At 40.8% G+C, this 16,944-nt stretch carries 17 protein-coding genes; 5 read left to right on the top strand and 12 right to left on the bottom strand.

Translation table 11 applies throughout. The annotated features are described in order from the left end of the window. Window positions 1-85 precede the first annotated feature (85 nt). The 3 genes from L0Z67_RS01320 to L0Z67_RS01310 all read left to right on the top strand — a co-directional run bounded on the left by L0Z67_RS01320 (window position 86) and on the right by L0Z67_RS01310 (window position 3,551). Window positions 86-310 carry a hypothetical protein gene (locus L0Z67_RS01320; protein ID WP_405128383.1) on the top strand — a complete coding sequence of 75 codons (225 nt, stop codon included), beginning with the start codon at window positions 86-88 and terminating at the stop codon, window positions 308-310. A 269-nt stretch (window positions 311-579) separates the two neighbouring features. Next, window positions 580-1,212: a biliverdin-producing heme oxygenase gene (locus tag L0Z67_RS01315; RefSeq protein ID WP_405128382.1), complete on the top strand. Its 633-nt coding sequence runs from the start codon at window positions 580-582 to the stop codon at window positions 1,210-1,212. Continuing rightward, on the top strand, window positions 1,209-3,551 hold the full coding sequence (locus tag L0Z67_RS01310; RefSeq protein WP_405128381.1) for an ATP-binding protein: 2,343 nt from the start codon (window positions 1,209-1,211) through the stop codon (window positions 3,549-3,551). Before L0Z67_RS01315 ends, L0Z67_RS01310 begins: the two co-directional genes overlap by 4 nt. Before the next feature lie 10 nt (window positions 3,552-3,561). On the opposite strand, the gene L0Z67_RS01305 is transcribed toward L0Z67_RS01310, so the two are convergent. After that, window positions 3,562-4,290, bottom strand: a complete 729-nt coding sequence (locus L0Z67_RS01305; RefSeq protein WP_193988164.1) for a LexA family transcriptional regulator — start codon at window positions 4,288-4,290, stop codon at window positions 3,562-3,564. Window positions 4,291-4,491: 201 nt separating this feature from the next. On the opposite strand from L0Z67_RS01305, the gene L0Z67_RS01300 reads away from it, so the two are divergent. Further along, window positions 4,492-4,941, top strand: coding sequence for a response regulator (locus tag L0Z67_RS01300; protein WP_062568251.1), 450 nt, complete (start codon window positions 4,492-4,494; stop codon window positions 4,939-4,941). An 18-nt stretch (window positions 4,942-4,959) separates the two neighbouring features. Here L0Z67_RS01300 and L0Z67_RS01295 read toward each other — a convergent pair whose 3' ends face one another. The 10 genes from L0Z67_RS01295 to L0Z67_RS01250 form a co-directional block, all read right to left on the bottom strand. Beyond that, window positions 4,960-6,468, bottom strand: coding sequence for an NAD(P)H-hydrate dehydratase (locus L0Z67_RS01295; RefSeq protein WP_405128380.1), 1,509 nt, complete (start codon window positions 6,466-6,468; stop codon window positions 4,960-4,962). 131 nt (window positions 6,469-6,599) lie between these two features. Continuing rightward, window positions 6,600-7,412, bottom strand: coding sequence for an adenosylmethionine decarboxylase (gene speD / locus L0Z67_RS01290; RefSeq protein WP_054552422.1), 813 nt, complete (start codon window positions 7,410-7,412; stop codon window positions 6,600-6,602). 88 nt (window positions 7,413-7,500) lie between these two features. Then, a complete protein-coding gene (locus L0Z67_RS01285; protein ID WP_062568249.1) occupies window positions 7,501-7,914 on the bottom strand; it encodes an OsmC family protein in 414 nt (137 codons plus the stop codon). Between the two features lie 87 nt (window positions 7,915-8,001). Then, window positions 8,002-8,349 (bottom strand): DUF3802 family protein, encoded by a 348-nt coding sequence (locus L0Z67_RS01280; protein WP_062568248.1) that lies wholly within the window; start codon window positions 8,347-8,349, stop codon window positions 8,002-8,004. 129 nt (window positions 8,350-8,478) lie between these two features. Beyond that, window positions 8,479-9,948, bottom strand: a complete 1,470-nt coding sequence (astD, locus tag L0Z67_RS01275) for a succinylglutamate-semialdehyde dehydrogenase (protein ID WP_193988163.1) — start codon at window positions 9,946-9,948, stop codon at window positions 8,479-8,481. 18 nt (window positions 9,949-9,966) lie between these two features. Next, complete coding sequence (gene astA / locus L0Z67_RS01270) at window positions 9,967-10,983, bottom strand: arginine N-succinyltransferase (protein WP_193988162.1); 1,017 nt, start codon at window positions 10,981-10,983, stop codon at window positions 9,967-9,969. Between the two features lie 82 nt (window positions 10,984-11,065). Then, window positions 11,066-12,271, bottom strand: a complete 1,206-nt coding sequence (locus tag L0Z67_RS01265) for an aspartate aminotransferase family protein (protein WP_130151513.1) — start codon at window positions 12,269-12,271, stop codon at window positions 11,066-11,068. Between the two features lie 370 nt (window positions 12,272-12,641). Then, complete coding sequence (locus tag L0Z67_RS01260) at window positions 12,642-13,802, bottom strand: HDOD domain-containing protein (protein WP_062568264.1); 1,161 nt, start codon at window positions 13,800-13,802, stop codon at window positions 12,642-12,644. A 49-nt stretch (window positions 13,803-13,851) separates the two neighbouring features. Then, entirely contained in the window at window positions 13,852-14,430 is a 579-nt protein-coding gene (locus L0Z67_RS01255) for an anthranilate synthase component II (RefSeq protein WP_405128379.1), read from the bottom strand. An 81-nt stretch (window positions 14,431-14,511) separates the two neighbouring features. Then, the gene (locus L0Z67_RS01250; RefSeq protein WP_062568243.1) at window positions 14,512-14,910 is read right to left on the bottom strand and encodes a thioesterase family protein; all 399 of its coding nucleotides are present in this window, start codon (window positions 14,908-14,910) and stop codon (window positions 14,512-14,514) included. Window positions 14,911-14,946: 36 nt separating this feature from the next. Between L0Z67_RS01250 and L0Z67_RS01245 the strand changes: the two genes are divergently transcribed. Beyond that, window positions 14,947-15,651, top strand: coding sequence for a 2OG-Fe(II) oxygenase (locus L0Z67_RS01245; RefSeq protein WP_062568242.1), 705 nt, complete (start codon window positions 14,947-14,949; stop codon window positions 15,649-15,651). 54 nt (window positions 15,652-15,705) lie between these two features. Here the strand turns inward: L0Z67_RS01245 and L0Z67_RS01240 are convergent, their stop codons facing one another. Beyond that, complete coding sequence (locus tag L0Z67_RS01240) at window positions 15,706-16,944, bottom strand: cysteine desulfurase-like protein (RefSeq protein WP_405128378.1); 1,239 nt, start codon at window positions 16,942-16,944, stop codon at window positions 15,706-15,708.

Genomic DNA, 16,944 nt, shown 5'->3' with positions numbered 1-16,944 from the left:
GCTTATTATTATGGAAGAGAACAAGCGTGGGGCAGGAGGCTGGGATTACCATGCTTTTATTTTTAACTTACACAGGAGAGTCTTTATGACTACTTTTGAAATTTTAAACTTAATTAAGCAGGGTAAAATTACAAACCCAGTAACCAGCGACTCACAGCTGGACTTTGATTTATTTCAGTATCTTTATAACCAAGGTTTAATTGAGGCTGTAATAAGTAAGCCTTTGGCAAAGAACACTTATGACTACCATGATACCAAACTTTCCCCAGAAGGAGGTATAAGGCTTAGAGAGTTAGAAAGTGGGGCATAGCGTCGCTGGTCTGTACTTAGATACTGACTTATAAAGACTTGAGCCGTATGTAGGGAAACCCGCTCGTACGGTTCTTTGGAGACGGCGGTGCAATAATGCACTGCTGCTACCCAATGTAAACACCTCTCCCTGAGCACATTGCTTTAAAAAACACAGCTTAGTTATCACTCACCTACTAAAGTCTTAAATTTCTATTTTACATACTTGTACCTAAGTATATACTGGTCAAAGTACGTCACACATGCACTAAAAAAGCCTTCAGGATAATAATGGATTCAGCTGTATTACACGCCACCGAAATAATTAGAGATAGCAGTCAACTTAACATTCATACTTTTATAAAAAAGAGTACCGACCCGCTTCACTCTCGCGTAGAAAAACAACTCGGTGCGGTATTGTTCGATAAAAATATGACGCAGCAATCGTATTTAAACATTTTAATCGCGATGCGTAATAGCTATTCAATAATGGAGCACTCTGTATCAGCTTATGGTGCCACTCAGCAACTGCTTATTGGCCGCAGTAAGCTTGGTTGGTTAGATCAAGATATTGCTTATTTACAGGCATCCCAAAAAGCCTCATCTGCTAATTTAAACAAGCACGTTGATCTAAATAATATCCATAACGTATCACAAGCATTCGGAATGATGTATGTAATGGAGGGTGCCACTATGGGTGGGGGTCACATATTTAAAGCGCTTAAAAAGCACAATTGGATAAATGAGCTTGAAGGGATCCGCTTTTTTTATAGTTATGGCGATCTCAGAGGTGAAAAGTGGGCTCAATATATACAAGCACTAAAACAGTATCATAACCATAATCCACATTCGGCTGATGATATTTTATTGGGAGCGAACACCGCATTTAGCGTAATCTCTCAATCACTTGGAGATATAAATTGAGCACTAAGTTTGAAGTCTCATTAGATAATTGCCATAAAGAACCCATTCATATTCCAGGCTCTATTCAACCGCATGGCTACTTGCTTGTTGTTGACCCTCAAACACTCAAAGTATGCTATTTCAGCGAAAACATTTTAGCACTTTTAAACACACAAAAAGAGCGCTTACTAGGCTCACATATCAGTGATGTGTTTGCAGCAAATACAGCCGACATTATCGAGAAAAATAAAGCTGAGCGAGACTTCCATACTATTAACCCCCTTACCATTGAAATAAAAGGCAAATCGGACGACACTTCGATTAAAGGGGCTATTTCTCGTAACGATGAATACCTACTAATTGAACTTGAGTTTAATAAAAAGAAAGAGCACTCAAGTTTCGACCCTATGAACTACTTGATGAAGCAGTCACTTCATTTGATTGCGGATTCAAAAGAGCTAAGCTCATCATACGACACGGCGGTAAAAGAGGTTCGCAACTTAACCGGCTTTGATCGCGTGATGCTCTATCAGTTTGATCATGAATATAATGGTCAGGTCGTGGCAGAAGCCAAAAAAGATGAGTTAAACTCATTTTTACACCAACACTTTCCTGAGTCAGATATTCCAAAACAGGCGCGTGCTTTATACTTACGTAACCCTATTCGGTTACTTGCCGATGTAGATGCTGAGGTATCCCCTATCTACCCGCAAGATAAACCGGTAGATTTAAGCACGTGTATAATAAGAAGTGTATCCCCTATCCATTGCCAATATTTGCGCAACATGGGGGTTAAAGCATCAATGTCCATCAGTATTATTATTGCTGGTAAATTATGGGGACTGATTGCTTGCCACCATTATTCAAGTCATGTTGTTCCATTTGAAGCACGCCAAGTTGCGCAATATATGGGCTTGATGCTGTCTTATATTATCTCACTGAAAACACAATCAGTTGAAGCAATTCAAGAGGCCAATGCCACTTCAATCAGTGCAGAAATAGCTGAGCACATGTCTGAAGAGGTCTTTTTTATTGATGGTTTACGCAAACAAGCCCCTGCTCTGCTTAGCATGCTAAACGCAGATGGCGTTGCATGGCGACTAGAAAAAGACATTGAAAGTTTTGGTGATGTGCCCGCAAACGATGATATTAATGATTTGTTTGAATGGATAAAAGAACACCATCTAGAAGATGAGTTACTTTATCATAATCATCATTTATCTAATGAGCATGCTGACTTTAATAAGTTTGCTAATGTGGCAAGTGGCGTGCTTGCTATGCCCATCTCTACGAATGAAAACCTATTTATTATGTGGTTTCGTAAAGAGGTCATTGAAACAAAGAACTGGGGGGGGAAACCCGAAAAAATAATTGAGTTTCTTGATGACGGTAGTCATCGCCTGATGCCTCGCAGCTCGTTCCGCTTATGGCAAGAAAATGTTCGCAATAAGTGCACTCCTTGGAAAGCCAACGAAATCTCTTGCGCGTTAAAGTTTCGCAATCATTTGATTAATCATGTAATCGAAAAGTCAGAGCGACTTAAAAAGCTAAACAACGTGTTAGAAACTAAAGTGAATGAGCGAACCGTCGCTTTAAAAGCGGAAATACTGACCCGACAACAAGCCGAGCTTGACCTTGAAATCGCACTTCGAAAAGCGGAGGAGTCTAACAAAGAGTTAGAACGTTTTGCTTTTGTTGCATCTCATGATTTACAGGAGCCGTTACGTAAAATCCAAATGTTCGGCGATCGCCTACAAAATTCTAAAGAGCAGATTGGAGAAAGAAACGCGTCGTATATCTCACGCATGATGGACTCTGCTGAAAGAATGCAAAAACTCATCAAAGGGGTACTGAGCTTTTCTAGGATTAATCGAAAAGGTGAAGATTTTCGTCGCTTCTCAGCACAAGATATTTTAGATGATATTCTTGATGACCTTGAACTAATTATAGCTGACAAGTCAGCGGTGTTTCACATCGAAGAGATTGGTGAGATTTATGGCGACAAACGACAAATCCAGCGTTTGTTTCAAAACTTAATTCTCAATGCACTTAAGTTTAGCCACCCAAATCAGCCACCCATTATAGAAATTAAGTTAGTTGAGCGAACAGATGAGCATATTGTTATCGCTGTTGTTGATAACGGAATTGGCTTCAATAGCGAATTTAAAGACAGAATATTTAACCTTTTTGAACGAGTTCACTCTAAACATGCCTACGAAGGAACAGGCCTAGGCTTAGCAATTTGTAAGAAAATAGTTGAACGTCATTATGGTTCAATTACAGCACAAGCGAGTATCAATGAAGGCGCGCAATTTTACGTTACTTTGCCGCTAAAAGAAGTAGAGTTAACTCAACTTTAGTATTTTACCGCTACGTTTGTGGCGGTAAAACTCTACTAATATGCTCTTTTAGTTGTCTAATTTCATTTTCAATGGACTGAAAACGTTGATTCTGAATATAGGACTCCTGATCAGTTATAGAGCTTATCTTTGCCTTAACATGCCAGATCTCTAAAATATCATCTCCCTGAATAGAGTATGTTTTGTATTCAGGGTTATCACTCTTAAATAAGTAACTGATAGGGTTTGTGTCATGACGGAACAGGCGCTTAGCAATAATGCCATCCTTAGTGACAACAACGCAAACAGAACCGTTTTCTAACTGTGTAATGTCTTTAACTTGCTCAGTGATAACCGTTTCTCTCGGCCGAATAGTGGGTAACATGCTGTCGCCTTCTACTTCAAAGAGTCGATAGTTACCATTTTCAAATCCTGGAATTTTATAGACATCTAAGGTTTTGATGTAACCTTCATCATTGCATTGATCTATATAACCAGCATGAGCCTCTTCCTTTACAAGTGGAATGAATGAAGTCCCTAAGACTTTTTGATAGCTCTGAAAATGTGAATCATCATACCCCTCTATTCCCAAAATAAGCCAATTGCAGTCAACATTAAACACTTGGCTGATTTTAGTAATCGTACTGAGAGATAAGGTCGACTTGCCAGATTCTAATTGCGATAAAGCACCTTGAGTTATGCCTATTTTATCCGCAAACTCTTGTTGAGAAAGGTTCAATTTTTCGCGTAGAGCTGTCACTCTATTTGTACTAGTGTTATTTAATATCATCGCGTTATTAATAAACTTATGTTTGTATTATAGGTATAAGCAAGTTAATATAACACTTGCTTAGCTAAAGTATATACTACTCGAGTAACTAATTATTTAATTTGTTGTTTTTTATGAAAAAGTAGCTACATAATACAGATAAGCCACATTCTATAAATTCAGGGGTTGCCAATGTTTAACGACAAATTATTTACTAAAAAATTACGCTCTGTGAGCTATATTTTAGTTGCTGATGATGATCTTGATGATCAAGAGCTCATCCGTGATGCCCTTGTTGAAAACAATGTCGACGAAAATAAAATTCAATTTGTCGATGACGGCATGCAATTACTTGAGTCACTTGATAAAAATAAAATTTTACCAAGTCTTATTTTATTAGATTTAAACATGCCAAGAAAGGGCGGAAAAGAAGCATTAGTTGAGCTAAAAAAATCGGAGCGTTATCGTCATATTCCGATTATTATTTTTACAACCTCTGACTCAGAAATTGATATTAAGCAATGTTACAGCTTAGGTACGAATGCTTTCATGACCAAGCCATCCAGTTATTTTGATTTAGTTGAATCAATGAAAATGTTAACTCAATATTGGCTTGTTCAAGCTAGGATTGTGTTAGACTGAGCCGAAAGTTTTTTCGGCTTAGCAGTTAAAATCATCGTTACTCGCCAATTCCTTAATCAACTGCCTTACAACGCTAAATAAGTCACTGGGTAACATCCCACGCTCTCCTTCAGCCTTTGCTAAAATATCACCCGCTTTTGCGTGCAAGGTAACACCTAAAGTGGCCGCTTGCGTTGTATTAATCCCCTGTGCAAGCAGCCCAGCAATAATGCCGGTCAGAACATCACCACTGCCACCAACAGCAAGTGCAGGGTTACCATCTGTACACACCCATACTTGGTTTTTGTTAGCCATTAAGGTTCCTGCTCCTTTTAGAACACAGGTTGTTGTGTAGCTATGTGCAAGCTCACTTACCGCAGCAAAGCGATTTGCTTCAACATCACTTGCTTTACAGTTAAGCAAACGGGCGGCTTCACCAGGATGTGGGGTGATCACCGAATTGACAATTGGAAATGAAGGGGCGTGCTGAGCCAACAATGTAAGTGCATCTGCATCAATTACCAAAGGCTTGTTATGCGTAAAACAATACTGCATAACCGTTTCAAAGACCTCTTCTGACCAAGTATCCAAACCAAGCCCTGGGCCTATTGCTATACAACTTGCCCACTCAAGTGCAGCGGTTAAGTTTGCTGCACTCACCATCAGCTCTGGCCTGCCAATACTCACGCTAAGCACAGATTCTGAATGCGTGAACACTTTAACCATACCCGCACCAGTACGCAGAGCTGCTTCTGCTGTTAAACGAATTGCTCCTGCAGTGCCCGTATTGCCACCGACACATAGTAATTTGCCATGACTTGTTTTATGACTGTTGTTATCTCTGGCAGGCAATGCATCAACTGTTTGATAGCTAATAAGCGCTGCCGTTGGCTCTGTAAGCTTTAAAAAGGCCTCACCAATACCTAAGTCGGTAAATTCACACATGCCAGCTTGTGCTCTTCCTTGCCCCGTAACAAGACCTTGCTTAATCCCAACAAAGGTAACAGTAACAAGTGCCTTAATCGCAACACCTAATACTGAGCCAGTATCAGCATGAATACCTGAGGGCAGGTCTATCGCAATTATTGGGGCACGGCTACTATTCGCTAATTGAATAAGTTGGCTAAACGGCGTGCGAACTTCGTTTTGAATACCCGTACCAAGTAAACCATCAACGATGACATTGGCTTGATCGAATGCGCTTAAACTCTTCGTAATTGCACCACCAGCATCAAACCACGCTTGTTGAGCAGTGAGTGCATCGCCTTTTAATGGCTTGTCAGGCAAAGCGGCGATCACTGTCACCTGCTTACCCGCTTGTTTTGCTAATCGGGCAACCACATAGCCATCACCGGCGTTATTACCCACACCGACTAATACCACGTACCTGCTAGCATTAGGAAAATAAGCACACGTATGGTCAAAAACGGCCTTTCCTGCGCGTTCCATCAATTCATAAAGTGTTACTGCGCTTGTTGTAGCAGCAAGCCCTTCATTTTTGCGGACTTGCTCTGCAAGAAATACAGAATGAGAGAGATTAACTGTCATAGTTGTCCTTAACAGAGGCTTTTTATCAGCATATAAGTCCTTAAAAGCGCAGTCAATTCAGTGCTCTATTTGAAGCATAAAAAAACGGCGTATAAGCTAGCTTATACGCCGTTTTTAATTCTTCCTGTCACTTACTCTGTATCAGGTAAATTACGACCGTAGAAGATTTCTTGCATCTCACGGGTTAATTTAGAATAGATAACTTCTTCTTCTTCTTCAGAAAGATCGGCTGTAGAAACCCCGAATAAATAAGTATTCAAGTCAGTTTCTTTTAACATCATCTTGGTGTGGAACAAGTTCTCTTGATACACGTTTACGTCCATCATTTGGTACGCTTCTTTTGTATCTTCAGTCATGTAGTTCTGAATTGAGTTAATCGCGTGATCGATATAGTGCTTAACGCCATCTACGTCACGGGTAAAACCACGTACACGGTAGTCAATTGTTACAACATCAGACTCTAGGCTGTGGATTAAGAAGTTTAACGCTTTTAATGGCGAAATAATGCCACAGGTTGATACTTCGATATCGGCACGGAACGTACAAATACCGTCATCAGGGTGAGCTTCTGGGTATGTATGAACACAGATGTGGCTCTTATCTAAGTGTGCTACAACCGTTTCAGGAAGAGGCCCAGGCGCTTCATCAACGTCATACGTTGTTTGTTGCTCAATTGGCTCTTCAGAAATCAAAATTGTTACACTGGCACCTTGCGGATCATAATCTTGGCGAGAAACATTCAAAATGTTTGCACCAATAATATCCACAACTTCACCTAAAATATCGGTAAGGCGATCAGCACTGTACTGTTCGTCGATATATTCAATGTATTCTTTACGTTGTTGTTCCGTCTTTGCGTAACAAATATCGTAAATACTAAAGCTTAAGCTCTTAGTTAAGTTATTAAAGCCATGAAGCTTAATTTTATCGAAGGGTTTATTCATGCTAAACCAACCTTAAAACGAGTGAAACCTGCACCAGCAGAAATAAAAGTTCGCGGATTTTATACGAATTTTCTGCTCGGAAAAAGCGTTATTTTACCTGTTCTTGCACAACTTCATGGCTGTGAGTGATTTCTACTGTTTTATCAAGCATTAAGGCTACCGAACAATACTTTTCAGCAGACAGTTGAACAGCACGAGCGAGGTGTTTTTCAGAGACATTATCGCCAGTAACCACAAAGTGTAGATTAATCTTAGTAAACACGCGAGGGGCTGACTCAGCACGCTCAGCAGTTAACTTTACGTGTACATCACTAAACGACTGTTTGGCTTTTTTAAGGATGCTTACTACATCAACAGATGAGCAACAACCCGCTGACATTAGCACCATTTCCATTGGACTTGGTGCAGCACTGTCACTACCCGCATCAAAAACTACATTGTGGCCTGAATTTGAAAGGCCGATAAACGTATCACCTTCTACCCATTTTACATTCGCTTGCATATGTTTTATCTCTTACAATTATTTTTGTTTGATTGTAAGCAAGTCACACTGATATGCAATCGAAAAACGATATTAGGCTTTGAAAGGTTATGCGCTCTCTATTACGGCATTGTCGAACAAGTTTTTCACAAGGCCTGCAAACTCATCAATAAACGCATGCTGCTCAACAGTGACGGGTTGATTAGTTACACTACTGAGTACTTCTTGTAAGTCATACACAATACCGTCAACTTCACGAACTATTTGACTTCGCTGTTCGGTGTTTAGCTCTGTATGTTGTTCACAAAGAAGCATCACATTCTCAGCAATAACATCTTCAATTAACTCTAAAACGGTAGGAGCTCCTGGTTTTATTTGACCAGGCTTCTCAAATAGCGCTAAATTTTGAGTGAGATACATGACGAGATCATCGTATCCTTGCCTATCTAAAACCATACCACTGTACACCTAATAAAATTTATAACTCTATTGATTTAAGCAGAAAGCGCTTTTAATTGCTACCTTTGCTATAAAGCTAATACAAAAAAAGCAGCCTAGGCTGCTTTTTTCAATTATAAGTACCGATTAATCAATTTTTAGACCTGGGCTTAAGGTAGCCGGCATCGCTACTTTTTCTAGCTCAACCGAAGCAACTGGATAAGCACAATAATCGGCCGCATAGTAGGCACTCGCTCTATGATTACCCGACGCGCCAATACCACCAAATGGTGCAGCACTTGATGCGCCCGTGATTGGTCGGTTCCAGTTCACAATACCAGCACGAATACGACGTAAGAAGTGGTCGTAATCTGCTGCGCTGTCGCTTAATAAGCCCGCAGATAAGCCAAAGCTTGTGTCATTCGCTTTATCAATAGCAGCATCAAAATCAGTGAAACGGAATACTTTAAGTAGTGGTCCAAAGTGTTCTTCATCTGGGAAGTTAGCTACATTTGTACACTCTAAGATACCCGGTGTTACAAAGCCGGTATTTTCTTTGTGCGTTAGCTCAACTAGCACCTCAGCGCCAAGCTCAACAAGTTGTTGTTGCGCAGCAGCCATACCGGCAGCAGCCGCTGCTGAAATCATCGAGCCCATGAAAGGTTGGTCTTCAGCGTCGTAGTCACCCACTTTAATCGCTTTAGTCGCCTTAATAAGACCTGCAAGGATTGCATCACCCTGCTCACCTGTTGGTAAAAACAGCTTACGCGCACACGTACAACGCTGACCTGTAGAGATAAACGCTGATTGAATAATATCGTGAATAGCTGCTTTTGTATCTGCAACATCAGTAACGATTAGCGGGTTGTTACCGCCCATCTCTAACGCTAAGATTTTACCAGGTTGACCTGCAAACTGTTCATGTAAAATGTGACCTGTGCGTGAAGAGCCCGTAAAGAATAAGCCATCGATACCTTTATGAGACGCAAGTGCTTTACCGGTTTCAACTTCACCTTGCACAAGGTTAATTACGCCCGCAGGAAGACCCGCCTTTTGCCATAACTTTAAGGTTAACTCAGCAACTGCTGGTGTTAGCTCAGAGGGTTTAAATACCACGGTATTACCCGCTAAAAGCGCTGGCACAATATGCCCATTTGGTAAGTGACCTGGGAAATTATAAGGGCCAAACACTGCTACAACACCATGAGGCTTGTGGCGGATCATCGCACGGCCCTGTGGCATTGGGTTTTCAACATCACCTGTACGCTCTAAAAATGCTTTTTCAGAGATAGCGATTTTACCCACCATAGCACCTGCTTCAGTGCGTGTTTCCCAAAGTGGTTTACCGGTTTCTTGTGCGATAGCAACCGCTAATTCTTCGCTGTGCTCTTTAAGTGTTTCTGCGAATGTTTTTACAATCGCTAAACGCGCTGCAAATGATTTGTCAGCCCAGCTGTAGAATGCTTCACGCGCAGCACTAACTGCGCTGTCTACTTGTTCGGCAGTTGCTGTGTTTGCTTGCCAAATAACGTCGTTGTTTGCAGGGTTTACAGATTGAAATGCATGACCAAGGCCTGCTTGCCATTGACCATTAATAAATTGCGCTGCATGCGTCATGACTGTCTCTCCTAAATTCTAAAGTGCGGCAACTGATACACTGTCACCCACATTAAGGTGTAGTGCTTTTGCAAGTTCTGCTGATAATGTGATTGTATCTGCATCACATGGCAAATTAACTTGCGCTACAGTCGCTCTAAAATCGACAAGTTTATCGTTTGCTATCAGTGCGGTAGTTTCACCTTGGCATTCACCAATTTCCACGCTAAGTGTTTTAGCATTACGAATGGTAGCGATATTATCTACTTTTGCTTCCACTGTCGGACCGGCATCAAAAATATCCACATAACCATTAAAGGTAAACCCTTCACTTTTAAGCAGTTCAATGGCTGGACGTGTGTTGTCGTGCACTTGTCCAATAACTGCTTGTGCGTCTTTGCTAAGTAAGTTGACGTAAATTGGATATTTAGGCATTAACTCAGCAATAAAGACTTTCTGACCAATACCTGTTAAGTAATCGGCAGTCGGAAAATCCATTGAAAAAAAGTGCTCTTCTAACCATTGCCAGAATGGGCTTTCACCATTTTCGTCTGAAACACCGCGCATCTCTGCAATAACAGTTTCTGCAAAACGTTGCTTATGTTGATTAATAAACATAAAACGCGCTTTTGAAAGCAGCTTACCGTTATTATTTTTACGGTAACCATCTTTTAAAAACAAAGTACAAAGCTCTGTCGCACCCGTGTAGTCATTACATAACGTAAGAATATCAACCGCTTTGTAAACATTAAGTGTGCGCGATGAATGAATTGCCTTGCTTAAATGATAGTGATAAAACGCATCATCCAAGCCAACCGCTGCTTCGATACCTGAGGTACCAACCACTTCACCGGTTTCGCTATCTTCAAGAACAAACAAGTAACCTTCATCACCTGGTTGCGATGCAGCTTTAGCAAACGAGCTTACAGAGTGATCAATTTTCTTTTGTAACAACTCTTCATTATTAGGCAAAGACGTAAAGCCATGGCCTGATTCATCAGCAATTTTTACTAATGCTGAAAAGTCGTTTTGCTGGATTGGGCGAAGGATCATCATGAGTCCGCTTGCTCCCTTATAAATAACGGTAAATAAGAAATGTGGGCAAGCAAATACTTGCCCTGAAATGACAGTTGGATAATTAGCCGTTTACGACTTTAGCCACTGCTTTTTCGAAACGAGCCATACCTTCGCGGATATCAGCTTCTGGAATAACAAGTGACGGTGTGAAACGAACAACATCTGCACCAGCAACTAAAGACATAACGCCTTCTTCTGTGCCTGCAACTAGGAATTCTTTTGCACGACCTTTAAATTGCTCAGTAACAACAGCACCAATTAAAAGGCCTTCGCCACGAATTTCAGTGAATACATTGTACTTGTCGTTAATATTCGTTAGTAGCTCACGGAATAATGCTGACTTTTCTTTAACGCCATTAAGTACTTCTGGTGTGTTTACTGTATCAAACGCTGCTTCTGCTACTGCACACGCAAGTGGGTTACCGCCATAAGTAGAACCATGCGTACCTACTTTTAAGTGTTTAGCGATATCAGTTGTCGTGATCATCGCACCGATTGGGAAACCACCACCTAACGCTTTTGCAGTCGTTAAGATATCTGGTGTTACATTAAGACCTTGGTACGCGTATAGCTCACCCGTACGGCCAACACCCGTTTGTACTTCATCAAAAATTAATAATGCATTGTGTTTCGTACACAGCGCACGTACACCTTCAACAAACTCCGCAGTTGGCGAAATAATACCGCCTTCACCTTGCAGAGGCTCCATCATTACCGCGCACGTTTTGTCTGAGATAAGCGCTTCAAATGCTGCTAAATCGTTGTAATCACAGTGAACAATGTCACCCGGCTTTGGACCAAAACCATCAGAGTATGCGGCTTGACCGCCTACCGTTACTGTGAAGAATGTACGGCCGTGGAAACCTTTGTTGAATGAGATAATTTGTGACTTTTGCTCACCATAGTTATCAAGGGCAAAACGACGTGCTAATTTAAGCGCCGCTTCATTTGCTTCTGCACCCGAGTTAGCAAAATACACTTTTTCTGCAAACGTAGCGTCAGTCAGTTTTTTAGCAAGACGCAGTGCAGGCTCATTGGTCATTACATTTGATAGATGCCAAATTTTCTCGCCTTGCTCTTTTAATGCATTTACTAGAGCTGGGTGACAGTGGCCAAGACAGTTAACAGCAATACCACCTGCAAAGTCGATAAACTCACGACCTTCTTGGTCCCACACGCGAGAGCCTTCGCCTCGAACAGGAATAACACTTGATGGTGCGTAGTTTGGAACCATTACTTGATCAAATAATTCGCGATTGACTGTCATTTTATATCCTCATAATTGTAAGCACACACAGAGTAAGCTGGCACTAGCAAGTAAAAAACAAGCCCTTTTAATGAGCCGATTGAGCTTAGCGCAAAATCACCAAAATTACTCTTTGGTTCAATTTTCATTCATCCATTATTTCAGAAAATTTTCCATCTGTCTCTTAGAAAACTTTCATGCAGCCCTTGAAAATAAAGGGCTTGAGATATTTTTTCATAGATAGTGAATAAGTATTTGAAAGTGATTTTATAAGTAAATTACAAGAATAAGGCGCGATACTAGGAGGGCAAGCTTATATAGATTAGCAAAACATTGTTGATGAATTGAGCTCAACTATGAATGAATAGTCGCAAAAAAAATGTTAATTTTTTTAATTGATTTTGATATTGAAATTCTCAAAATTGCATTTAGCCAGATGTTTGAGCTCTGTTTGAGTAAAACCAAAATACGTAAACCAAGACTGGATTTCGTCTTTTTCAACTAATTGATGTTCGTTCAAGCTCAAAAATTGTGCATAACATCGTGCTTTTAAAATAACACGAGTTAAAGGTAAGCTTTCATCGCTAATCGGATGTGACGAGATAAGTTGCTCCATGACCGCTTTGAAAGGCAGGTAACGAAAAGCCATTTGCTCAATCACCTTAGCAGTAATCGTCATTGATAACTTACTCAATAAAGAACTTAAAAATAATGGGTCAGGTTTAAGTTCAAGCAAAGCGGTATGAAGATCCTTATTCTGCTCTTCACGTGCCATAGTCACTTTACGTTGCCACACACGTTCGAATGTACGCAAGTACAACCTTACCAAGGCAATCTTGCCTACATCCATTAGCATGCCAAGGGTAAATGCGTGTTCTTCATTTACATCATTCAACTTTGCAATCTCTTGCGCTGCAATCGCACACGCCATCGAGTTGTCGCGTAAACGACGCTTTAACAATGGAAATGGTTCAGTGCTATGAGGCATCCAATGACGTACAGCAAACGTAGGAACAACAAACTTTAAGTTATCCAGCCCAATATAACGTAGTGCTAATAACGGGTTATCGACCTTAACTGATGTATTTTTACTGCGTTGCTTACGATAAAAAGGCAAATTAACAAGCGCGACCAACTCTCGTCCTAACCATGATAAGTCTTGTACCAAAGGCTCAATTCGCCCTACAGAAGCCGACTTTACAGCGAGGATATCAATAATTGCTGGAACAGCATCCTGTATGCCAATTGTTTCATGGATAACAGAATCAATATCCTCAAGCTGCTTGTTCATTGCCGTTTCGATAACTTGATGTAATTGTTTACTCGCTTGTGCGCGGTATTTATGATGAGCCGTACTGGATTTTTGGCGCTTCTTATGGGCGGCAACTTCCACCTCTAGTAAAGTGCGTTGCTCGATTTTTTCACCATAGTCAATTTCAAGTGTATGAATATAACCAATTTGACGTTGTGCAAAACTATGGCCAAGCAATAAATCATGCGCGCGCTCGTCGAGCATCATTGCAATCCTTTGTTGGCGATCTTGTTCAGTTATTTGCACAGGCGTTTTTTCGTTCATAATTGTTAATTCAATAAACTTAAGATTAGAAGCGAGTTAAAAAGTTAGCAAGTAGTTCAAGCCCCTGCTCTGTCAAAATTGCCTCGGGGTGAAACTGAACCCCTTCAAGCGCTAAGTTACGATGCATTAAGCCCATAATCTCGTCTAAATCATGGTTTACTTCAGTCCATGCGGTAACCGTCAATTCATTTGGTAATGTTTGCTTATCAACAACCAAAGAGTGGTAACGACACACACGAAGCGGGTTTTCAAGCCCAGTAAAAACACCTTGGTTGGTATGCTGAATAACGGATGTTTTACCATGCATCACCTGCTTGGCCCGAATAATCTTTGCTCCTAGAGCTTGTGCAATAGATTGATGACCAAGACAAATTCCCAAAATTGGAAACTGGCCTCTTAATTGTTCAACAACCTCAAGTGAAATACCAGCTTCGTTGGGAGAGCAAGGTCCTGGTGAAAGCACAATGTGCTCAGGCTTGAGCTGCTTGATTTCAGCAATACTGATTTCATCATTTCGTTTTACCAATACATCTTGATCTAAGCGCTGAAAATACTGCACTAAGTTATAGGTAAACGAATCATAATTATCAATCATTAACAGCATTGCGTGTAACCCAGAAATACGGACTCAAAATAATGAGCGCGTATATTACCTCAAGCACTAAAGAATGTCGGCATAAATGCCCTATTCTGAAGCGAATAAATGTGCTGCAAGTGCCGTTTTTTCATCTTCATCAAGCTTTTGTGAGCATTTATTATTAAAATCATAGCGCACCAACACTGTTTTACCGACTGCGCAACATGTGCCCTGCTGCCAAGCTTCTTGCCTCACCACAAATGAACTTGAACCGATATGCTCCACGCTTGTCTTTATTTCAACCTCATGGCCGTAAAAAAGCTCACCAACAAAACTGACTTCAACCTTAGCAATAATCAATTTCCAGTCGTGAGGGTTTAAATCAGGTGTAAAAAATTTAAAAATAGGAACACGCGCTGCTTCAAACCATACGGGGAGTACGGTATTGTTGATGTGCCCTAGAACATCCGTTTCGCTAAAACGAGGCGAGATTTTTTCTGTAAACATAGTAACCCTATAAAAAATATAAATAAAAGGTAGCTCATGACGGACTTTATTCGTGTATACGAAAACGCCCTTAGTAAAGAATTTTGCGACAACTTTATCACGCTATTTGAACAAAGCGCGCATTTAAAGCAGGGCATGACCTCTGGCGGTATCGATTTAGCAAAGAAAGATAGTCATGACTTATATCTGAGTAATCACCCAGAATATGCTGAACAATTAAAACACATTCAGCAAGTCACTGCTGGTTACGTCTTTAAATACATTGAAGAGCACATTTTCATGATGATTGGTGCCTTTGGGTTGAAAGTGTATCATCCGAAAACAGGAAAACCAGTTGATTTAACACACGATAACTATGAAGAAGTCGGTAAACCTCAACTGCCACTATTAGTCCAGCAAATTTTTAGAATGGGTCCTATTCAGGCACAAAAGTACGACATTAATAAAGGTGGCTACCCGTATTGGCATAGTGAGGTATACCCACAAATTGGCCATAACGAAGCCTTGCATCGTGTGCTGTTATTTATGTTTTACTTAAATGATGTCGAAGAAGGCGGAGAAACAGAGTTTTACTATCAACAACGTAAAATATCACCAAAACAAGGTTCTATGGTAATAGCGCCAGGTTACTTCACGCATACTCACCGTGGCAACAAGCCCATTTCAAATGATAAATATATTTTAACGTCGTGGATTTTATTTAACCGCGCAGAACAAATTTATGGACAGCCGCAGTCGTAAACTTGTTATATTAGCTATCAGAAACGACATTCTGATAGCTAACTAGTAACGTGTTTACATCTTTAATAACTGATCAAATAAATCGAAAACCTGATCGAGTTCTTCAATAGTGTTGTAATGCATACAACCAATACGTACTACACCGCCGGTATCTAATACACCTAGCTGCTTACATAAACCTTGTGCATAGAAATTACCATCCCACACACAGATATGCTGTTTGCCTAAAAATTCAGACACGATACGCGGCTCGATACCTTCAAACGTTAGAGCAAAGGTCGGTGTACGCTCTTCTAAACGCGCCAAATCATTAATACCAAATAACTTAATACGTGGGTAATCTGCTAAGCGAGTTAAGAAATGCTTACTGAGTGACATTTCGTGTTGTTTAGTGATAGCAAAAGCGGCCGCGAGTTTTTCTCGGCGTGCATGACTGTCATCAAGCTCACTAATTGCAGCAATGTAGTCAACCGCAGCAATAAGGCCAGCCAGGGCTTCGAAGCTTTGTGTACCGGTTTCCCAGCGACCTGGCGCAATATCTTTTGCAGGTTCAACTTTGTATGGTGTGAAACCTTCAAGGTGCTCACGTTTGCCATATACAATACCAAGGTGAGGACCAAAGAACTTGTATGCAGAGCAGGCTAAGAAGTCGCAATCAAGTGCTTGTACGTCTACCAGCTCATGAGGTGCATAGTGAACGGCATCAACATAAACGAGCGCACCAACAGCATGTGCAAGCTCAACGATGCGTTTAATGTCATTAATTGAACCTGTGGTGTTTGATGCATACGTCACTGCTACAAGCTTTGTTTTGCTTGATAAAAGGCTTTCAAAGTGGGCCATGTCTAAGCTGCAATCAGCTTCGTTGATAAGCGCCGTTTTTACTGTCGCACCTTTATCTTTAGCAGCTTGCTGCCACGATGAAACGTTTGAGAAGTGATCAGCATTGGTGACAATAATTTCATCATTTTCAGTCCAATCACGCGAAATTGCACGGCTAAAGCTAAACGTTAAGCTTGTCATGTTTGCACCAAACACGATTTGCTCTTTAGATGGCGCATTTAGTAAATCGGCTGCAGCTTGACGAGCGTTTGCCATTAACTCAACCGTTTTATCACTTGAGAAAAATGCACCGCCTAAGTTTGAGTTGTAGTAACCCAAATAAGCAGTCATGGCACTTAAAACTGACTGTGGCACTTGAGAGCCACCTGGGCCATCAAGGAAAATCGGCGACTGACCTGCAACTTGTTGCATAAGTGCAGGAAATTGGCGACGTAATTGCGTTAAGTTCAT

Origin of the sequence: Pseudoalteromonas sp. PB2-1 (assembly GCF_045040605.1) — a bacterium.
Lineage (GTDB): Bacteria > Pseudomonadota > Gammaproteobacteria > Enterobacterales > Alteromonadaceae > Pseudoalteromonas > Pseudoalteromonas arabiensis.
The sequence above is the reverse complement of the archived record's forward strand: the minus strand, read 5'-3'. Positions and strand labels throughout refer to the sequence as shown.

Excerpts from the sequence above, each read along its gene's own strand:
- L0Z67_RS01265 (WP_130151513.1), bottom strand. The coding sequence starts at position 12,271 with ATGACAGTCAATCGCGAATTATTTGATCAAGTAATGGTTCCAAACTAC.
- L0Z67_RS01285 (WP_062568249.1), bottom strand. The coding sequence starts at position 7,914 with ATGCAAGCGAATGTAAAATGGGTAGAAGGTGATACGTTTATCGGCCTT.
- L0Z67_RS01320 (WP_405128383.1), top strand. The coding sequence starts at position 86 with ATGACTACTTTTGAAATTTTAAACTTAATTAAGCAGGGTAAAATTACA.
- L0Z67_RS01245 (WP_062568242.1), top strand. The coding sequence starts at position 14,947 with ATGACGGACTTTATTCGTGTATACGAAAACGCCCTTAGTAAAGAATTT.
- astA (WP_193988162.1), bottom strand. The coding sequence starts at position 10,983 with ATGATGATCCTTCGCCCAATCCAGCAAAACGACTTTTCAGCATTAGTA.
- L0Z67_RS01280 (WP_062568248.1), bottom strand. The coding sequence starts at position 8,349 with ATGGTTTTAGATAGGCAAGGATACGATGATCTCGTCATGTATCTCACT.
- L0Z67_RS01240 (WP_405128378.1), bottom strand. The coding sequence starts at position 16,944 with ATGAACTTAACGCAATTACGTCGCCAATTTCCTGCACTTATGCAACAA.
- L0Z67_RS01300 (WP_062568251.1), top strand. The coding sequence starts at position 4,492 with ATGTTTAACGACAAATTATTTACTAAAAAATTACGCTCTGTGAGCTAT.
- speD (WP_054552422.1), bottom strand. The coding sequence starts at position 7,412 with ATGAATAAACCCTTCGATAAAATTAAGCTTCATGGCTTTAATAACTTA.
- L0Z67_RS01250 (WP_062568243.1), bottom strand. The coding sequence starts at position 14,910 with ATGTTTACAGAAAAAATCTCGCCTCGTTTTAGCGAAACGGATGTTCTA.
- L0Z67_RS01315 (WP_405128382.1), top strand. The coding sequence starts at position 580 with ATGGATTCAGCTGTATTACACGCCACCGAAATAATTAGAGATAGCAGT.
- L0Z67_RS01255 (WP_405128379.1), bottom strand. The coding sequence starts at position 14,430 with ATGCTGTTAATGATTGATAATTATGATTCGTTTACCTATAACTTAGTG.
- L0Z67_RS01295 (WP_405128380.1), bottom strand. The coding sequence starts at position 6,468 with ATGACAGTTAATCTCTCTCATTCTGTATTTCTTGCAGAGCAAGTCCGC.
- astD (WP_193988163.1), bottom strand. The coding sequence starts at position 9,948 with ATGACGCATGCAGCGCAATTTATTAATGGTCAATGGCAAGCAGGCCTT.